Below are 14,865 nucleotides of genomic sequence, written 5' to 3'. Positions count from 1 at the left end.
CAATCCTTTCAAAGGCTGATGCGGCGGAAATCCGACAGGACATCGCGCAGATGGACAAGGAATCTTGCTGCCGCCACCCCGTCGACAACGCGGTGGTCCCAGCTAAGGCTAAGCGGCTGGATCAGTCGTGGCTGAAAACTTGCACCATCCCATTTCGGTTGAATGCCTGCGCGGGTCATCCCGAGTATGGCGACATCGGGGGCATTGATGATCGGCGTGAAATTGGTTCCGCCGATCCCGCCAAGGGATGATACTGTGAAGGTCGAACCCTGCATTGCCTGCGCGGGCAGGCGTCCGACGCGCGCCTGCGCGGCCAGTTCGGACATTTCCATTGCGATTTCGCGCAACGATTTGCGGTCTGCATCGCGGATCACCGGCACCACCAGCCCGTCAGGTGTGTCGGCCGCCACGCCGATATGATAGTATTTCTTCATCACAATCTCATCCCCATCGAGGGAGGAATTGAATTCAGGATATGCCATCAGCGCCGATACGCTGGCCTTGATGGCGAAAGCCAGCATGGTCAGGTGTGCCACATCCGGGGCTTCTGCATTGGCGGCCTTGCGGAACTTCTCGGTCTCGGTGACATCGGCTTCGTCGAAATTGGTCACATGCGGGATGACCATGGCATTGCGTGCCAGCCCCGGCCCCGAAATTTTGCGAAGGCGGCCAAGTGGCTTGCGCTCGATCGGGCCGAAGGCCCTGAAATCCACCTTGGGCCATGGCGGCAGGTTTTGGGAAATGCCGGTGCCGACGGGGCCGGTCCGTGCAAGGCGCGCTTTCACATGGGCTTTCAGATCGTCCGGGGTGATCCGGCCATGTGGGCCGGTGGGGGCGACATCGCCAATTGTGACACCCATCTCGCGGGCCAGTTTGCGTACCGAGGGCGAGGCATGCGCAAAGGGCCCGCCATTACTTGCAACGGGCGGGACTGGCGGCGTATTATCGGCCTTGGCAGCAGGCGCAGACACCGGGGCGGATATTGTCGCAGCGGGGACATCGTCCGGTTGCGCGGCCGTGGCTTCGATCATTGCGATGACTGTGCCCTTGCTGACATTGTCGCCCGGCTTGACCCTGATTTCGGCAATGCGCCCACCGGTTTCGGCGGGAACATCCAGCGTGGCCTTGTCGCTTTCGAGCACAATTACGGTGTCGTCAGCCGCAATCACGTCGCCGACGGCGACGGGAATTTCGATGATCGGGACATCGTGAAAATCACCGATATCGGGGACGCGAAGTTCGATTGTCTGTGTCATTGTGATCTCTCTCACAGTGTCCAGGGGGGTGGGGCGGCTTTGTTCACATTTAATGTCTGCAACGCCTGTTCGCGCATTTCGGCAGGGGCGTGACCCGCCTGCACCATGGCGGTCACAGCGGCGAAGGCGATATTCTTGCGATCCACCTCGAAGAAATCACGCAGATCGGTGCGGTTGGACGAACGGCCAAACCCGTCTGTGCCCAAGATCGTCATTGGCGCGGCCAAATAGGGCGCAATCAGGCCCGGCACGGCGCGGACATAATCGCTGGCGGCCACCACCGGTATATCGCCTGACAGCAGTTCCGCCACATGGCTGATGCGGGTTTCGCTGGTGAAGCGGTTTTCGCGTTCAATGGCGCGGGCGTCACGTTCCAGTTCGCTCCAGCTGGTTGCGCTGAAGATGTCCGACGCGATGCCATAGTCCGTGTTCAGGATATCAGCCGCCGCGATGACTTCGTTCAAGATGGCACCTGAACCCACCAGCCGGACACGCGCCGCCGCGTCTGCATTGCCGCGCCCGTCGAAAAGATAAAGGCCTTTGATGACGTCTGCCTCGGCCCCCGGTTTAAGGCTGGGCTGGGCATAGGTCTCGTTCATCACGGTGATGTAATAGAATTCATCTTGCTGTTTTTCGAGCATGCGGCGCATTCCATGATCAAGAATAGCAGCAAGTTCGCCCGCGAAAGCCGGATCATAGGCGCGACAGTTCGGAATTGTGCTGGCCGACAGATGCGAGGTGCCGTCCTGATGTTGCAGCCCTTCGCCGGACAAGGTCGTCCGGCCTGCCGTTGCACCAATCAAAAAGCCGCGCGCGCGCTGGTCGGCCGCGGCCCAGATCAGGTCGCCCACCCGTTGAAAGCCGAACATCGAATAGTAGATGTAGAACGGGATCATCGGCACGTCATGAACCGAATAGGCGGTTCCAGCCGCGGCCCAGGATGACAGCGCCCCAGCCTCGGTGATACCTTCTTCAAGCAGTTGGCCGTCCTGTGCTTCCTTGTAGAACATCATCGAACCGGCGTCTTCGGGCTGATACAGCTGGCCCTCGGGTGCGTAGATACCGATCTGGCGGAACAGGTTATCCATGCCGAAGGTCCGTGCCTCGTCGGCGACGATGGGCACGATATGGGGACCAAAGGTCTTATCTTTAAGCAGTGCACCCAACATGCGCACCAATGCCATTGTTGTCGACATCTCCTTGCCATCTGCGGTGCGCGCAAAGCTGGCATAGGTTTCGGGTTTCGGGATGGCCAGCTGCCGGGCGGCGTCGGTGGATTGCCGGCGTTTTGGTATGCTGCCACCCAATGCCGCGCGCCTTGCGTTCAGATAGGCCATCTCGGCGCTGTCGGGCGCAGGCTTGTAAAAGCGCAGCTCGGCCAGATCGCTTTCGCTCAGGGGCAGGGCGAACCGGTCGCGGAACGCGATCAGCGCGTCCATATCCAGTTTCTTGGATTGATGCGCCGTCATCCGGCTTTCCCCGGCATTTCCCATGCCAAAGCCCTTTTTCGTCTTGGCCAGTATCACCGTGGGGCGGCCCTTATGCGCTTTCGCTGCGGCAAACGCGGCATAGAGTTTGCGTATATCGTGTCCGCCCCGCCTGAGGGCGTGAATCTCGGCATCGGTCATATGCTCGACCAGCGCACGGGTGGCGGGATCACGATTGAAGAACCGTTCGCGGTTGTAATCCCCCGCCTTCGAGCCAAGATCCTGATATTCGCCATCCACTGTTTGTGCGAAGCGGCTTAGCAGCGCCATTTCAGTGTCGCGGTCAAAAATGCTGTCCCATTCCGAACCCCAAAGCACCTTGATCACGTTCCATCCGGCACCAAGAAACAGGCTTTCAAGTTCCTGAATGATCTGGCCATTGCCCCGCACCGGCCCATCGAGGCGCTGCAAGTTGCAATTGATGATGAAGGTAAGGTTGTCCAGCTTTTCGCGCGCTGCCAGTGTCAGACCCGCGATAGATTCCGGCTCATCCATCTCGCCATCGCCGAAGACGCCCCAGACATGCCGATCATTGGTTGGGACTATGCTGCGCCCATGAAGGTAGCGCATGAAGCGGGCCTGATACACGGCATTTATAGGTCCAATCCCCATAGAACCGGTCGGAAACTGCCAGAAATCCGGCATTAACCAGGGATGCGGATAGGAACACAGGCCATTTCCGTGGGTTTCCTGCCGGTAGTTGGCAAGCTGGGTTTCACTCAACCTGCCCTCCAGGAATGCACGGGCATAGACGCCGGGGGCTGAATGAGGCTGGAAATAGACCAGATCTCCGCCGAAATCGGGGGTTTCGGCGCGGAAAAAATGGTTGAAACCTGTTTCGAATATCTCCGCTGCCGAGGCGTAGGATGCGATGTGCCCGCCCAACTCGCCATAGGCTTTGTTTGCGCGCACGACCATCGCCAAAGCATTCCAGCGCATAATCGCTGTCAGCCGCTCCTCAATCTCCAAATCGCCGGGAAAGGCCCCCTGTTTGGCCAGTGGTATGGTGTTGCGATAGGATGAATAGGGCTGGCCGCTGGAATACAGGCTTTCTCGGCGGGCGGCCTCTTCCAGTTTGCCAAGCAAAAAGCCGGCCCGCGCCCCGCCGCCGACATCTGATACTGCACGGAATGCGTCCAGCCATTCACGGGTTTCTTGCGGGTCTGTGTCGTGATGTGGTGACGCGTTGTTCATGGGACTCCTCGCTTCTTTGCTTTGCGAAAGTTTACAGGCATCGGCGCAAAATGTTCTGTCGAACATCAGTGGATTTTTCCCCAAAACGGCGCATTATGTGGCAAATTAACTTATAAGGGGCATAAAATGCCGCAATGAAAACTGGATGCGATTGATCAGAGAATTCTGAGTGTTTTGCAGAATGCGGGCCGGTTGAGCAATGTCGAGCTTGCGGAAAGGGTGGGCCTGTCGCCTTCGCCGTGCCTGACGCGGGTGCGTGCGCTGGAAAACGACGGGGTGATCGACCGCTATGTGGCGTTGGTTAACCCCGAAGCTGTGGGGCTGTCTGTGAGTGTGTTTATTCAGGTGACCCTTGAACGGCAGGTGGAACGCGCGCTGGAGACCTTTCAGGCCAGAATGCATGCCCTGCCAGAGGTTATGGAATGCTATCTGATGACCGGCGACAGTGATTACCTGATACGGATTCTGGTGCGCACCAATGCCGATGTTGAACGGTTCATCGTGCAGAAACTGTCGACCATTGACGGCGTGGCCAATATCAAATCCAGCTTCGCGCTGAAGCAGGTGAAGTACAAAACCGAGCTTTCGGCAGACTGAAAACCAGCAGCGCGGTCAGTCTTGCATTGCAGATGCTGCTTTATCAGCGGTTTGTGCGCGTTCAAGCGGTGGAGAAACGATGCGGCGGCTGTGGCGGCACTATCATCTGGAACGGTATTGGCAGGGCAGCCATGTTGCGAAACCGGCTGGCCGCGTGAACGGCCAGCCGCGATGCCGGTTAACCGGCGGCGGCGGTGACGGCGGCCTGAAAACGGTCGTGAAGGTCCTGCCCGTTCGGTGTTGTTTCAATCCAGTGATCGATGACAGACTGAAGCCGCCCATTCCAGCGCGCCGCTTCTTCGTCCGATAATGTCGTGAAGGTGCGGTTTGCATCCTCTTCGGCGGCACCGCGGAAGGCTGCGATCCGGGCGTCGAATTCCTCGCCCCACAGTCTTGCAAAGGCTTCGCCGGAATGGCGGTCAATTGCGGCCTGTGCCTGCGCTGGCAATCTGTCATAGGTTTGACGGTTGATGCCGACCATGATCGGCGATGCGCCCATATTGACATCAAGATGATAATGCGCCGCTTCTGCGATGCCAAAGATTGTAAGCGCAACCCATTCGTTAATCGTGCCACCCACCAATCCGCGTGACAAGGCTTCGGCAATCTGCGGTGCGGTCAGGCCACCCACCGGCGTTGCACCGAGTGCCTCTATTGATGCCAGCAGCGTTGGGCCCGCACCCCGCAGGTTCAGGTTGGCAACATCATCGAGCGAGGCGACCTGTTCGCGTGTTGTCAGCAGCCCCGGTGCAGTCGAGAACATGCCAAGAATCTTGATATCCTCCATGCCCTGCCCGGTCCAGAGTTCTTCCTCAACCATTTGCGTGGCCGCAACCGAGCCGATTGTCGCGTTGGGCACCATGTTGGGCAATTCAACGATTGTTGCTTCTCTCATTGCGCCGGGGGTGTAGCCGGGAATGAAATAAGCAAGGTCCACGCTCCCATTTCTGACCATATCCAGATGCGCTGCCGCGTCGCGCCCCAGCGTTCCGGCAGGGAACAGGCGGATGCTGATTGTGCCTTCCGAATCCTCGGTTACGCGCTGTGCCCAGACTTCAAGGATATCAGCGTAGATAAAAGAATTTGCAGGTACGCTGGTGGTGAAGCGAAGCTCTTGTTGCGCTGCGGCGCCGTTCGTTGCCCCCGCTGTCAGCACAAGTGCCGCAGCCAGGTTCAATATGGTTCTTCCGACTATGTGTTTCATGGTATTGGCTCTCCTCCCGTTTCATTGCCTTGCCCGGCTGCGCGAAAATGAACCGGCGTGTCATCCTGTAGGGACTGCGCGCGGTCATCTTGCCTATCGGGCCTGGATGTAAGCGTATTAGCGCACCCTGATGCCACAACCCGGATTTTGTAGTTGTCCGCCTGCCGATAACATTGTGTGCAAAATCGGCGACTTTCCCACCCAAACCTTGATATGCGGCTTGTGCACCGCCTTGCTTGATTGGACGGAAACATCGCGCCTGCCAAACGGAACTTCTGTGCACTGCGTGCCGTGTTCGGTATGGTCGCTGGAAACCGGCTACAGGTTCGGGCAAACCGGAAAGCTTCAGAAATTTGCGCCAAGGCGGTCATCCAGAGAGAGATAAATGACGAAAGCAAATCCCCCCAGAACTCTTGGTCGGCCCCCCCAGCATGACGGATCCGCGTAGCAAGATCTGCGCGGCGACGGCCGGTCTTATTGCCGAAAACGGCTATGCATCCACATCGATCCAGGAAGTTGCAGACGCGGTGGGTATCACCAAGGCAGGCGTGTATCACTACTTTAGAAACAAGTTGGCGTTATACGAAACCATCGCGCTCGAAACCCTTTCAGACATGCTGGCGACGGTACAGAAAGCCGTTGCTCAGGCGCATGATCACGAAGGGCGGCTGGTGGCGTTCATGTGCGCACATGCGGCGTTTTTCGAGGAAACCGGGCGCGCTATATGGCAAGTTTTTTCGGGTTTGGCGGCCAGAACAACAGGGAATACACAGCCGCCCAACTGGAAGCGCGGGATACTTATATTTCCTTCCTCGAAAGCCTTCTGACCGCCGCGCAAAAGGATGGTGTCATTATCCAAGAAGCGGTTCCTATCCTTTCTCGTGGTGTTCTTGGGATGCTGAACTGGATGGTGCGCTGGTATCGCCCAAACGGTGATCTGGCGGCCCGAGAGATCGCGGAGCGCTACGCCAAGGTGTTCTGGCCACAACTCGCTGAACTGGGGATGCTTGGCTTGGCATTGCCCGAAAGCGCCGGAGGGGCTGGGCTTGGGCTGCGGGAGGTGCTGTTGTTTTCGCGCCTGATTGGCCGGACAGGGCTGCCGGTTCCCTATGTCGCGGCCGAGGTGATGGCCGCACCGTTGCTTGCAGAACTTGTCGCCCAACCTGCCGTTGCGCCGCGCCTTCGGGGTGTGTTGAATGGCAGCCTGTTGGTGACGCTGGCCTTCGATGGCGCGGCGCAGGTCGTGGCTTCACCAGTGGACGACGGCTTCCGGCTGGCAGGCTCGCGACGGGTGGTTGCGGCGGGGGCTACGGCTGATACTGTTTTGATTGCGGCAGTGACAAACGGCGTTCCGGCGATTTTCATGCTCAATATGCACACGGCTGGCCTGCACCGCACACCATACCTGCCCCCAACACCAGAGGCCGGGGCGGAACTGACGCTTGACGGTGTGATGCTGCCTTTCTGTGCATTGATTTGCAAAGGCGAAGACGCAATCAAGCTGATCTCTGCGGCGCAGGCGCGGGGCCGGATTGGCACCGCCGCCAACATGCTGGGCGCGATGGAAGCACTGCTAGACCTGACCGTCGACCACCTGCGCACCCGCCACCAGTTTGGCCAGTCACTTGCCGCGGTTCAGGTGCTTCAGCATGCCGCCGCAGATATGTATGTCGAGATCGAGACGGCGCGCGCTATGCTTGATTACGGTCTTGGCATGATTCTGGCGCCAGAACTGGTCCGTGATCAGGCGCTGGACGCGGTCAAGTTCAAGATGAATCAGGCGGCAAAGCTGGTTGGCGAAAGCGCTGTCCAGCTACACGGTGGCATCGGGATGACCGAAGAGAGCCTGACCGGGCGTGTTTTCGCCAGACTTACAGCTCTGCGTGTCACTTGCGGTGACAGCCGGGCGTGTTTGTCGCGACTACTTGCCGCCGAACGCAGCCTTGCCCTGAGCTAGGCGGATCAAGCATGAAAAGGACATTTCATGAGGCAGGTTTTCCTTTGTGATTACATTCGCACCCCTGTTGGCCGCTATGGTGGCGCACTTTCCGCGGTCCGGCCTGATGATCTTGCCGCCGGTGTGCTGAGCGCGCTGATGGAACGCAATCGCGGCACGGATTGGGCGATGGTGGATGACGTGATCTTTGGTTGTGTCAATCAGGCGGGAGAGGATAACCGCAACATCGCGCGGATGGCATTGTTGCTTGCGGGGCTACCAGAAACCGTGCCGGGTGCGACGGTCAACCGGCTTTGCGGGTCGGGCATGAGTGCCCATTGCAACTGCCGCCCAAGCAATCGCCGCAGGCGAGGCCGATATGATCATCGCAGGCGGGGTGGAAAGCATGTCGCGCGCGCCCTTCGTCATGCCCAAGGCCGAAACAGCTTTTGCCCGTGATTCCACCGTTTATGACACCACCATCGGTTCGCGGTTCGAAAACCCCTTATTCGCCGCCCGCTATGGCTACGAGCCGATGCCGGTGACCGCCGAGAATGTGGCCGCCGAGTTCGGGATCACACGAGAAGAGCAAGACGCCTTTGCGTGCCGCAGTCACCGGCGCGCGGATGCGGCACGCAAATCGGGCAGGTTGGGGCGCGAAATTTCACCAGTTGCCGTTCCCCAACGCAAAGGCGCGCCAATACGTGTGGATCATGACGAGCACATTCGCCCCGATACCACCCCTGAGGCGCTCGCGGATCTGCGCGCGCCTTTTGTCCGGAACGGCACTGTAACAGCCGGCAACTCCTCGGGTGTGAACGACGGGGCGGCGGCGATGATCATCGCCTCTGATGTGGCGGTTGCGCGTCACAATCTGACACCGCGTGCGCGCTACCTTGGCGCTGCTGTCGCGGGTGTGGCGCCTCGGATAATGGGGATTGGCCCTGTCCCGGCGACCCAGATGCTTTGTGTGCGTCTGGGCCTTGCCCCGCAGGATTTTGATGTGATTGAGTTGAACGAGGCATTCGCGGCACAAAGCATCGCCGCCCTGCGGGAATTGGGATTGGCGGACGATGCGGCCCATCTAAACCCCAATGGCGGGGCCATTGCAATTGGCCATCCGTTGGGAATGTCGGGCGTGCGGATCACGGGCACTGCCGCGCTGGAGATGATGGAGCGCGGCGGAGCGCGCGCGCTCGCCACCATGTGTATCGGCGTGGGACAAGGGATCGCCATTGCCATGGAGGCACTTTGATGACGATGCAGGTCACCTTGGAGAAGTGCGGACAGATTGCTGTCCTTACCATTGACCGCCCGCCAGTTAATGCGCTTTCGCAGGATTTGCGCGCACTTGTTTGCGCGCGCATCAAGACTGTCGGCGAAGATGATGGCGTGCTTGGGCTGGTGATCGCCTGTGCCGGTCGGACCTTCGTTGCGGGTGCGGATATAACCGAGTTGGGTCAGGTATTGCCGCCCATGCTGCGTGATGTGATCGACACCCTTGAGGGGTTGGGCAAGCCCAGTGTTGCGGCCCTTCATGGCACCGCATTGGGTGGCGGTTTTGAACTGGCACTTGGCTGCACCTTCAGGGTGGCGACCCGGGATGCAAGGATCGGCCTGCCCGAGGTGCGGCTTGGCATCCTGCCCGGGGCGGGCGGAACCGTGCGCGCCACTTATCTTGCCGGGGCGCTGGCCGCACTCGAACTCGCCGGAAGTGGAGAGATGATGGCGGCGGTTCAGGCACGGGATCTGGGACTGATTGATGAAATCTGCGAAGGTAATCCCGTCGATGCGGCGCTGCACTTTTTGCGCGCACGGATCACTTGCGGCCCGTTGCCGCCACCTGTCAGCGCCCGCCGTGGGGGCATGCCCGACAGCAACCCTGCCGCGCTTGACCGAACTGAAGCTGATTTATGCCGCAAAGCCCGTTCATCGGCGCCCGCCCTTGTGGGGGCGGCTGTTCGGGCAGCGGTCGCACAGCCGTTTGACGCCGCCATGACCCAAGAGCGCCAGCTTTTCGACGCTGCTGTTGCCAGCCCCAGATCGGCGGCGCTGCGTCATCTTTTCCTGGCCGAGCGCGCGGCCGCAAAGCCGTCAGGCGATGTCGTGCGCGCTGAGATACGACAGGCGCAGCGGATAGGTGTCATCGGGGCGGGCACCATGGGTCGTGGTATCGCCATGGCCTTTGCCAATGCGGGTTTTGACGTGACCGTGTGTGAAGCCGACGACAGCGCGCTTGCCCAAGCCATGGAACGTATCGCCGGAACCTACACAAAATCGGTCACGCGCGGGTCGCTTGCGCCGGATCAGGCCGAAATCCGGCGCAGCCGCATTACCGGCGCGACCGGTCTTGTCCCTCTCGCGCAAGCCGATCTGATCATCGAGGCAGCGTTCGAGGACATAGCGGTGAAATGCGCGATCTTCGCCGAACTCGACCGTATCGCCCCGCCCGGCGCGATATTGGCGACCAACACATCCTATCTGGACATCAACACCATTGCGCGTGCGACATCGCGGCCACAGGATATATTGGGCCTGCATTTCTTCTCGCCCGCGCATGTGATGAAGCTTGTGGAAATCGTGCGCGGTGACAACACCGCGCCCGAGGTTCTGGCCACCGCACTGGCGGTCACGCGCAGGCTTGATAAGCAGCCGGTGGTGGTGGGTGTTTGTCACGGTTTCGTAGGCAACCGCATGCTTGCGGCGCGCAATTCGCACCTCTCTGCTTTGCTGCTCGAAGGTGCCGATCCCGCGCAGGTTGACGCGGCCTTTCGTAGGTTTGGCTGGCCGATGGGTCCGTGTCAGATGCACGATATGGCGGGGCTGGATATAGGCTGGCGCCGCCGAAAGTCCTTGGGAGTAACCGACAGCTTGCCCGACAGGCTTTGTGAACTGGGGCGTTTCGGGCAGAAGGCGGGCATGGGCTGGTATACTTATCGCGGCGGTGACCGGGTGCCACAGCCCGCCCCCGAAGTCGGGGAAATCATCGCGGGGATTGCGGCGGCGCACAACATCGCGCGCCGGGAACTTTCGGACGCAGAGATTATCGAAAGGACACACAGCCCGATGATTGCCGAGGGCCGGAAAATCCTTGCCGAAGGGATTGCCACGCGAAGTTCGGATATCGACGTGATCTGGGTCCACGGCTACGGGTTCCCGCGCGATCTTGGCGGACCGATGTTCTGGGACGATCAGGGGCGTCCGGATCCGGCGTTGTTGTAAGTGATGACAGTTGACCAATGCGGAGAAGACCCGGACTAACGGTTGCCGCGCTATTTGGAGTTTGGCCAACATCCCAAAGCCCGTGCCTTGAGTGGCAGGACTGATGTCGTGGCGGTATCACATGCGGCCTGCCAGATCTTCTGCACCGCCCATCTGGCGGCCAATCTGGTCGCGGTCGGTTGCATCCGCCTGAACCACAGGCCCAAGCTTGCCTTCCGACATAACCGCCACGCGGTCGGCCAGTTCTAACACCTCGTCCAGATCCTCGCTTACCAGCAGCACTGCCGCGCCCCGGTTGCGTTGTTCCATGATCTGCGCGCGTATTTCGGCGACTGATGCGAAATCCAGCCCGAAGCAGGGGTTGGCCACGATCAGCACAGCCACATCGCCCGACAATTCGCGCGCCAGCACCGCGCGCTGCACATTGCCACCCGACAGTGTTTCAACCGGCGCATCGGCAGACGGGGTCTGCACGTTGTAGCGCCGGATCAGCCCACCTGCGATGTCCCGCATCCGCGATGGCGAAATCAGCCCGAAGCGGTTCGCCACGGGCGGTTTGTCAAAACTGCGAAAGGCCATGTTTTCCGCTACGGACATACGCGGCACGACGGCGTTGCGCATCGGTTCTTCCGGCAGCCCGAACACCTTGTAGCGGTCAAGATCGGCGCGCCGGGGTGCAAAGGGTTTGCCCCCGATCAACAGCCGCCCGCCAGAAAGCGGCCGTTGCCCGGACAGGACTTCGACCAGCGCACTTTGCCCGTTGCCCGACACCCCGGCGATACCGATAATTTCACCGGGGAAAATATCCAGCGACAATTCATCCACCACGCGGCGGCCGGTCTGGTCATCCGCGCTGATGGCGTCCAGTGTCAGGCGGGGTTCAGTGTGCGCCTTGGGCTGCGCATGGCGCGGCGCGCGTGCGCGCAGCTGGGTTTCGCCGATCATCATGCGGCTCATATCTGCGATGGTGGTGCCCTGTGCGCAGCCGCTGCCTGAAACCCGCCCGCGCCGCAGCACGGTGAAGCTGTCGCAGAATGCCGTCACTTCGCGGAACTTATGCGAAATCATCAGCACCGTGATTTCGCCCCGCCGCGCCATGCCGCCAAGCAGTGTCAGGACTTCATCCGCCTCGGCAGGGGTCATCACCGATGTCGGTTCATCCAGGATCAGCACGCGCTGGTCCAGATACAGAAGTTTCAGTATTTCCAGTTTCTGCCGTTCGCCCGCCGACAGATCGGCCACATGCCGGTCCAGTTTCACGCGAAAGGGCATGCGGTCCATAAATTCCTCCAGCCGCAGCAATTCCGTGCGCCAGTGGATGATGCCGGGCGCGTCGGGGCGGGAAATGACAAGGTTTTCGGCTGCCGTCAGGCAGGGCACCAGCGTGAAGTGCTGATAGACCATACCAATGCCGCGCATCTGCGCCTGCCGGGGGCTGGTGATGGCCACGGGCGCACCGCCCAGCAGGATTTCACCGGTATCGGGCGCGTGAAAGCCCATGATGCATTTGACAAGCGTGGATTTGCCCGCGCCGTTTTCCCCCAGCAGGGCATGAAATGACCCCGCCGCGACGTTCAGCGACACATCATCCAGCGCGCGCAGCGCACCGAAGGTTTTTGTCATGCGCGTGGTCGCCAGCGACATTGCCCCGCCGGAACGTGGCCCGGTGCGCAATGTGCTGTGGGACAGCTTGGCATGTGTCATTCTGGCCGTCCTTTTTGCTATTTGATGATCGACAATTCGCGTGGCGCTTCGATCGCAGCCGATCTGGACCGGGCAGAGGCGATCATGATCACCAGCGTAAGGATATACGGGGCCGCGTTGAAGAAGTGATAGCCGGAACTGACCCCGATGGACTGAAGCGATGGCCCAAGCGCGCCTGCCGCCCCGAACAACAGTGCCGCCAGCACGCAACGCAGCGGGTTCCACCGCGCGAAGATGACCAGCGCCACCGCCATCAACCCTTGGCCCGAGGATAACCCCTCATTCCAGCTGCCGGGATAGGACAGTGACAAAAACGCCCCGCCGATGCCGGCAAGCGCCCCGCCCGCCGCTGTGGTCAGAATGCGCACGCCGTTCACATTCACCCCCATGGCGCGGGCGGATGCCGCAGAATCGCCGGTCACCCGGATGATCAGCCCCCAGCGGGTGTTGCGCAGCATCCACCATAGGAAAACTGCCAGCACAATCCCGATGAAAAACAGCGGGTTGACCTGTAGCGCCTGTTGCACCTGCGGGCTGTCCGACCAGTCCCCCAGCGGCACCGATGTCAGGCGCGGGGCTGTGGGCTGGATATAGGGTTTGCCGAAGAAGAACGCCAACCCCGTGCCCAACCCCATAAAGGCCAGCCCAACCGCGATGTCATTGACCTTCGGCAGTTTGCATATCCAGCCATGCGCCACGCCCAACACCACGCCGACCCCGCCCGCCGCCAGCACGCCGATCCACGCCGATCCGGTGTTAAAGGACACGGCATAGCCGGTCATCGCACCAAGGATCAGGTTGCCTTCCAGCCCAAGATTGATGCGCCCGGATTTTTCGGTCAGGCATTCGCCGAGGGCCACAAACAGAAACGGTGTAGAGACGCGGATTGCGCCGCCCAGCAAGGCATAGAACACGATCAGAAAACTCGCGAGGGGTTCTGCCTGGGTCATGTCCGCGCTCCGGTCTGGGGGTGGGTCAGCAAGGGCAGGCGTCCGTGCAATGTGTCGCTGATCAACAGCACGATGAAGATGATCCCTTGCAGCACCAGCATCGTGGCATCGGGCATTTCCATGCGCCGCTGTATCAGCCCGCCCGATGCATCCAGCGCGCCGAACAGAATGGCCACAGGCACGACTGCCAGCGGATTGTGCCGCGCCAGAAACGCAACAAGGATGCCGGTAAACCCATAACCTGCCGCCAATGATGCATTGGCCTGTCCATGGATCGCGGCGATTTCAAAAAAACCGACGACACCCGCACAGGCCCCAGCGATGGCGCAACACGCGACCAGCAGCCGCCCCACCGGCAGCCCCTGACCCTGCGCGGCGCGCAGGTTGCCGCCTGTCATGCGCGCCGCGAAGCCGAAGGTTGTGCGCGACATCACCACCCAAAGCACCAGTGCCAGCACCAGCCCCGCCGCCAGCCCCCAATGCACCGAACTGTCGAACATTCCGCCAATGCGGTAATCGCTGCCCAGTGGCATGGTCGAGGGTTTGTTGGCCGAACCGGGGTCGCGGAACGGCCCTTCGATCAGGAAGCTGACAAGTGCTATGGCGATATAGGTCAGCAACAACGACGAGATCGTTTCATTCACCCCGCGATGGTGTTTCAGCCAGCCCGCAAGCCCCACCCAGACCGCGCCAACACCCATTGCCGCGATGGCCATGACCGGCCACACCACTGCTGCGGGCAGCCCCGCCGACACCAGCGGGATTGCCACGGCGGCGGCAGAAAACCCGCCAATTACCACCGCCCCTTCGGCCCCCAACAGCGTCAACCCGATGCGCGCGGGTATCGCAAAGGCCAGTCCTGTCAGGATAAGGGGTGCCGCGCGTTGCAAGGCGTTCTGGATGGAAAACCAAGACGAAAACCCGCCCGTCCAGACCAGCGAGAAAAAGGTGACGGGGCTTTTGCCAAGCGCCAGCAAAAAGACCGAGAATATCAGCGCAGAAGCCAGCAGCGCCAACACTGGGATGATGACAGATTCTAAAACGCGTATGTTCAGCATGAATATTCCGGTGCGGTCAAACAGGTGGGTGTGGCGACAAGGCAGGCGCGGGGCAGGCGCGGGAATGGATGATGGCAAAGGGACTTATGGCGCCCCACCCCCGACAGATCGCAGGGATCGCAGGACAAATCCGGCAGATAGCGGTCAGATAAGGGCCAGACAGGGGCAGGCGCAGTGCGGCCAGCCTACCGCCTTGCAATTCTACGGAGAAGCCGAAGAACTGGGTGGGCCGATCATGAACCACAATTCCCCGCCAT

The 14,865-nt window shown here is 60.6% G+C and carries 10 protein-coding genes and 1 pseudogene; 5 read left to right on the top strand and 6 right to left on the bottom strand.

The genetic code is table 11. The features are described from left to right. Window positions 1-8: 8 nt before the first annotated feature. Together P8S53_RS18215 and mdeB are read right to left on the bottom strand one after the other, a co-directional pair. Window positions 9-1,256, bottom strand: coding sequence for a 2-oxo acid dehydrogenase subunit E2 (locus P8S53_RS18215; RefSeq protein WP_277807253.1), 1,248 nt, complete (start codon window positions 1,254-1,256; stop codon window positions 9-11). Between the two features lie 11 nt (window positions 1,257-1,267). After that, complete coding sequence (gene mdeB, locus P8S53_RS18210; RefSeq protein WP_277807252.1) at window positions 1,268-3,937, bottom strand: alpha-ketoglutarate dehydrogenase; 2,670 nt, start codon at window positions 3,935-3,937, stop codon at window positions 1,268-1,270. Between the two features lie 192 nt (window positions 3,938-4,129). Here mdeB and P8S53_RS18205 point away from each other — a divergent pair, with 192 nt between their 5' ends. After that, window positions 4,130-4,534: an Lrp/AsnC family transcriptional regulator gene (locus P8S53_RS18205; RefSeq protein ID WP_373418551.1), complete on the top strand. Its 405-nt coding sequence runs from the start codon at window positions 4,130-4,132 to the stop codon at window positions 4,532-4,534. Window positions 4,535-4,712: 178 nt separating this feature from the next. On the opposite strand, the gene P8S53_RS18200 is transcribed toward P8S53_RS18205, so the two are convergent. Further along, window positions 4,713-5,738, bottom strand: coding sequence for a TRAP transporter substrate-binding protein (locus P8S53_RS18200; RefSeq protein WP_277807251.1), 1,026 nt, complete (start codon window positions 5,736-5,738; stop codon window positions 4,713-4,715). 431 nt (window positions 5,739-6,169) lie between these two features. Between P8S53_RS18200 and P8S53_RS18195 the strand changes: the two genes are divergently transcribed. From P8S53_RS18195 to P8S53_RS18180, 4 genes and pseudogenes are all read left to right on the top strand, one after another. After that, complete coding sequence (locus P8S53_RS18195; RefSeq protein WP_277807250.1) at window positions 6,170-6,565, top strand: TetR/AcrR family transcriptional regulator; 396 nt, start codon at window positions 6,170-6,172, stop codon at window positions 6,563-6,565. Then, window positions 6,463-7,695: an acyl-CoA dehydrogenase family protein gene (locus P8S53_RS18190; RefSeq protein WP_277807249.1), complete on the top strand. Its 1,233-nt coding sequence runs from the start codon at window positions 6,463-6,465 to the stop codon at window positions 7,693-7,695. The genes P8S53_RS18195 and P8S53_RS18190 overlap by 103 nt, the downstream gene beginning before the upstream one ends. 27 nt (window positions 7,696-7,722) lie before the next feature. Continuing rightward, a pseudogene (pcaF, locus tag P8S53_RS18185) lies at window positions 7,723-8,929 on the top strand (3-oxoadipyl-CoA thiolase). After that, on the top strand, window positions 8,929-10,896 hold the full coding sequence (locus P8S53_RS18180) for a 3-hydroxyacyl-CoA dehydrogenase NAD-binding domain-containing protein (protein WP_277807248.1): 1,968 nt from the start codon (window positions 8,929-8,931) through the stop codon (window positions 10,894-10,896). Before pcaF ends, P8S53_RS18180 begins: the two are co-directional and overlap by 1 nt. Window positions 10,897-11,013: 117 nt before the next feature. Here the strand turns inward: P8S53_RS18180 and P8S53_RS18175 are convergent, their stop codons facing one another. The 3 genes from P8S53_RS18175 to P8S53_RS18165 are packed head-to-tail and all read right to left on the bottom strand — an operon-like array spanning window position 11,014 to window position 14,608. After that, on the bottom strand, window positions 11,014-12,600 hold the full coding sequence (locus tag P8S53_RS18175) for an ABC transporter ATP-binding protein (protein WP_277807247.1): 1,587 nt from the start codon (window positions 12,598-12,600) through the stop codon (window positions 11,014-11,016). Between the two features lie 17 nt (window positions 12,601-12,617). Beyond that, the gene (locus P8S53_RS18170; protein ID WP_277807246.1) at window positions 12,618-13,550 is read right to left on the bottom strand and encodes an ABC transporter permease; all 933 of its coding nucleotides are present in this window, start codon (window positions 13,548-13,550) and stop codon (window positions 12,618-12,620) included. Next, window positions 13,547-14,608 (bottom strand): ABC transporter permease, encoded by a 1,062-nt coding sequence (locus tag P8S53_RS18165; protein WP_277807245.1) that lies wholly within the window; start codon window positions 14,606-14,608, stop codon window positions 13,547-13,549. Before P8S53_RS18165 ends, P8S53_RS18170 begins: the two co-directional genes overlap by 4 nt. Between the last annotated feature and the right edge of the window lie 257 nt (window positions 14,609-14,865).

The organism is Roseinatronobacter sp. S2 (genome assembly GCF_029581395.1).
In the GTDB taxonomy this organism is placed as follows: Bacteria; Pseudomonadota; Alphaproteobacteria; order Rhodobacterales; family Rhodobacteraceae; genus Roseinatronobacter.
This window is presented reverse-complemented; position numbering and strand designations above follow the sequence as displayed.

Bases quoted from the DNA above. Each gene is read 5' to 3' on its own strand.
- P8S53_RS18215 (WP_277807253.1), bottom strand. From the start codon at position 1,256: ATGACACAGACAATCGAACTTCGCGTCCCCGATATCGGTGATTTTCAC.
- mdeB (WP_277807252.1), bottom strand. From the start codon at position 3,937: ATGAACAACGCGTCACCACATCACGACACAGACCCGCAAGAAACCCGT.
- P8S53_RS18200 (WP_277807251.1), bottom strand. From the start codon at position 5,738: ATGAAACACATAGTCGGAAGAACCATATTGAACCTGGCTGCGGCACTT.
- P8S53_RS18195 (WP_277807250.1), top strand. From the start codon at position 6,170: ATGACGGATCCGCGTAGCAAGATCTGCGCGGCGACGGCCGGTCTTATT.
- P8S53_RS18190 (WP_277807249.1), top strand. From the start codon at position 6,463: ATGGCAAGTTTTTTCGGGTTTGGCGGCCAGAACAACAGGGAATACACA.
- P8S53_RS18180 (WP_277807248.1), top strand. From the start codon at position 8,929: ATGACGATGCAGGTCACCTTGGAGAAGTGCGGACAGATTGCTGTCCTT.
- P8S53_RS18175 (WP_277807247.1), bottom strand. From the start codon at position 12,600: ATGACACATGCCAAGCTGTCCCACAGCACATTGCGCACCGGGCCACGT.
- P8S53_RS18170 (WP_277807246.1), bottom strand. From the start codon at position 13,550: ATGACCCAGGCAGAACCCCTCGCGAGTTTTCTGATCGTGTTCTATGCC.
- P8S53_RS18165 (WP_277807245.1), bottom strand. From the start codon at position 14,608: ATGCTGAACATACGCGTTTTAGAATCTGTCATCATCCCAGTGTTGGCG.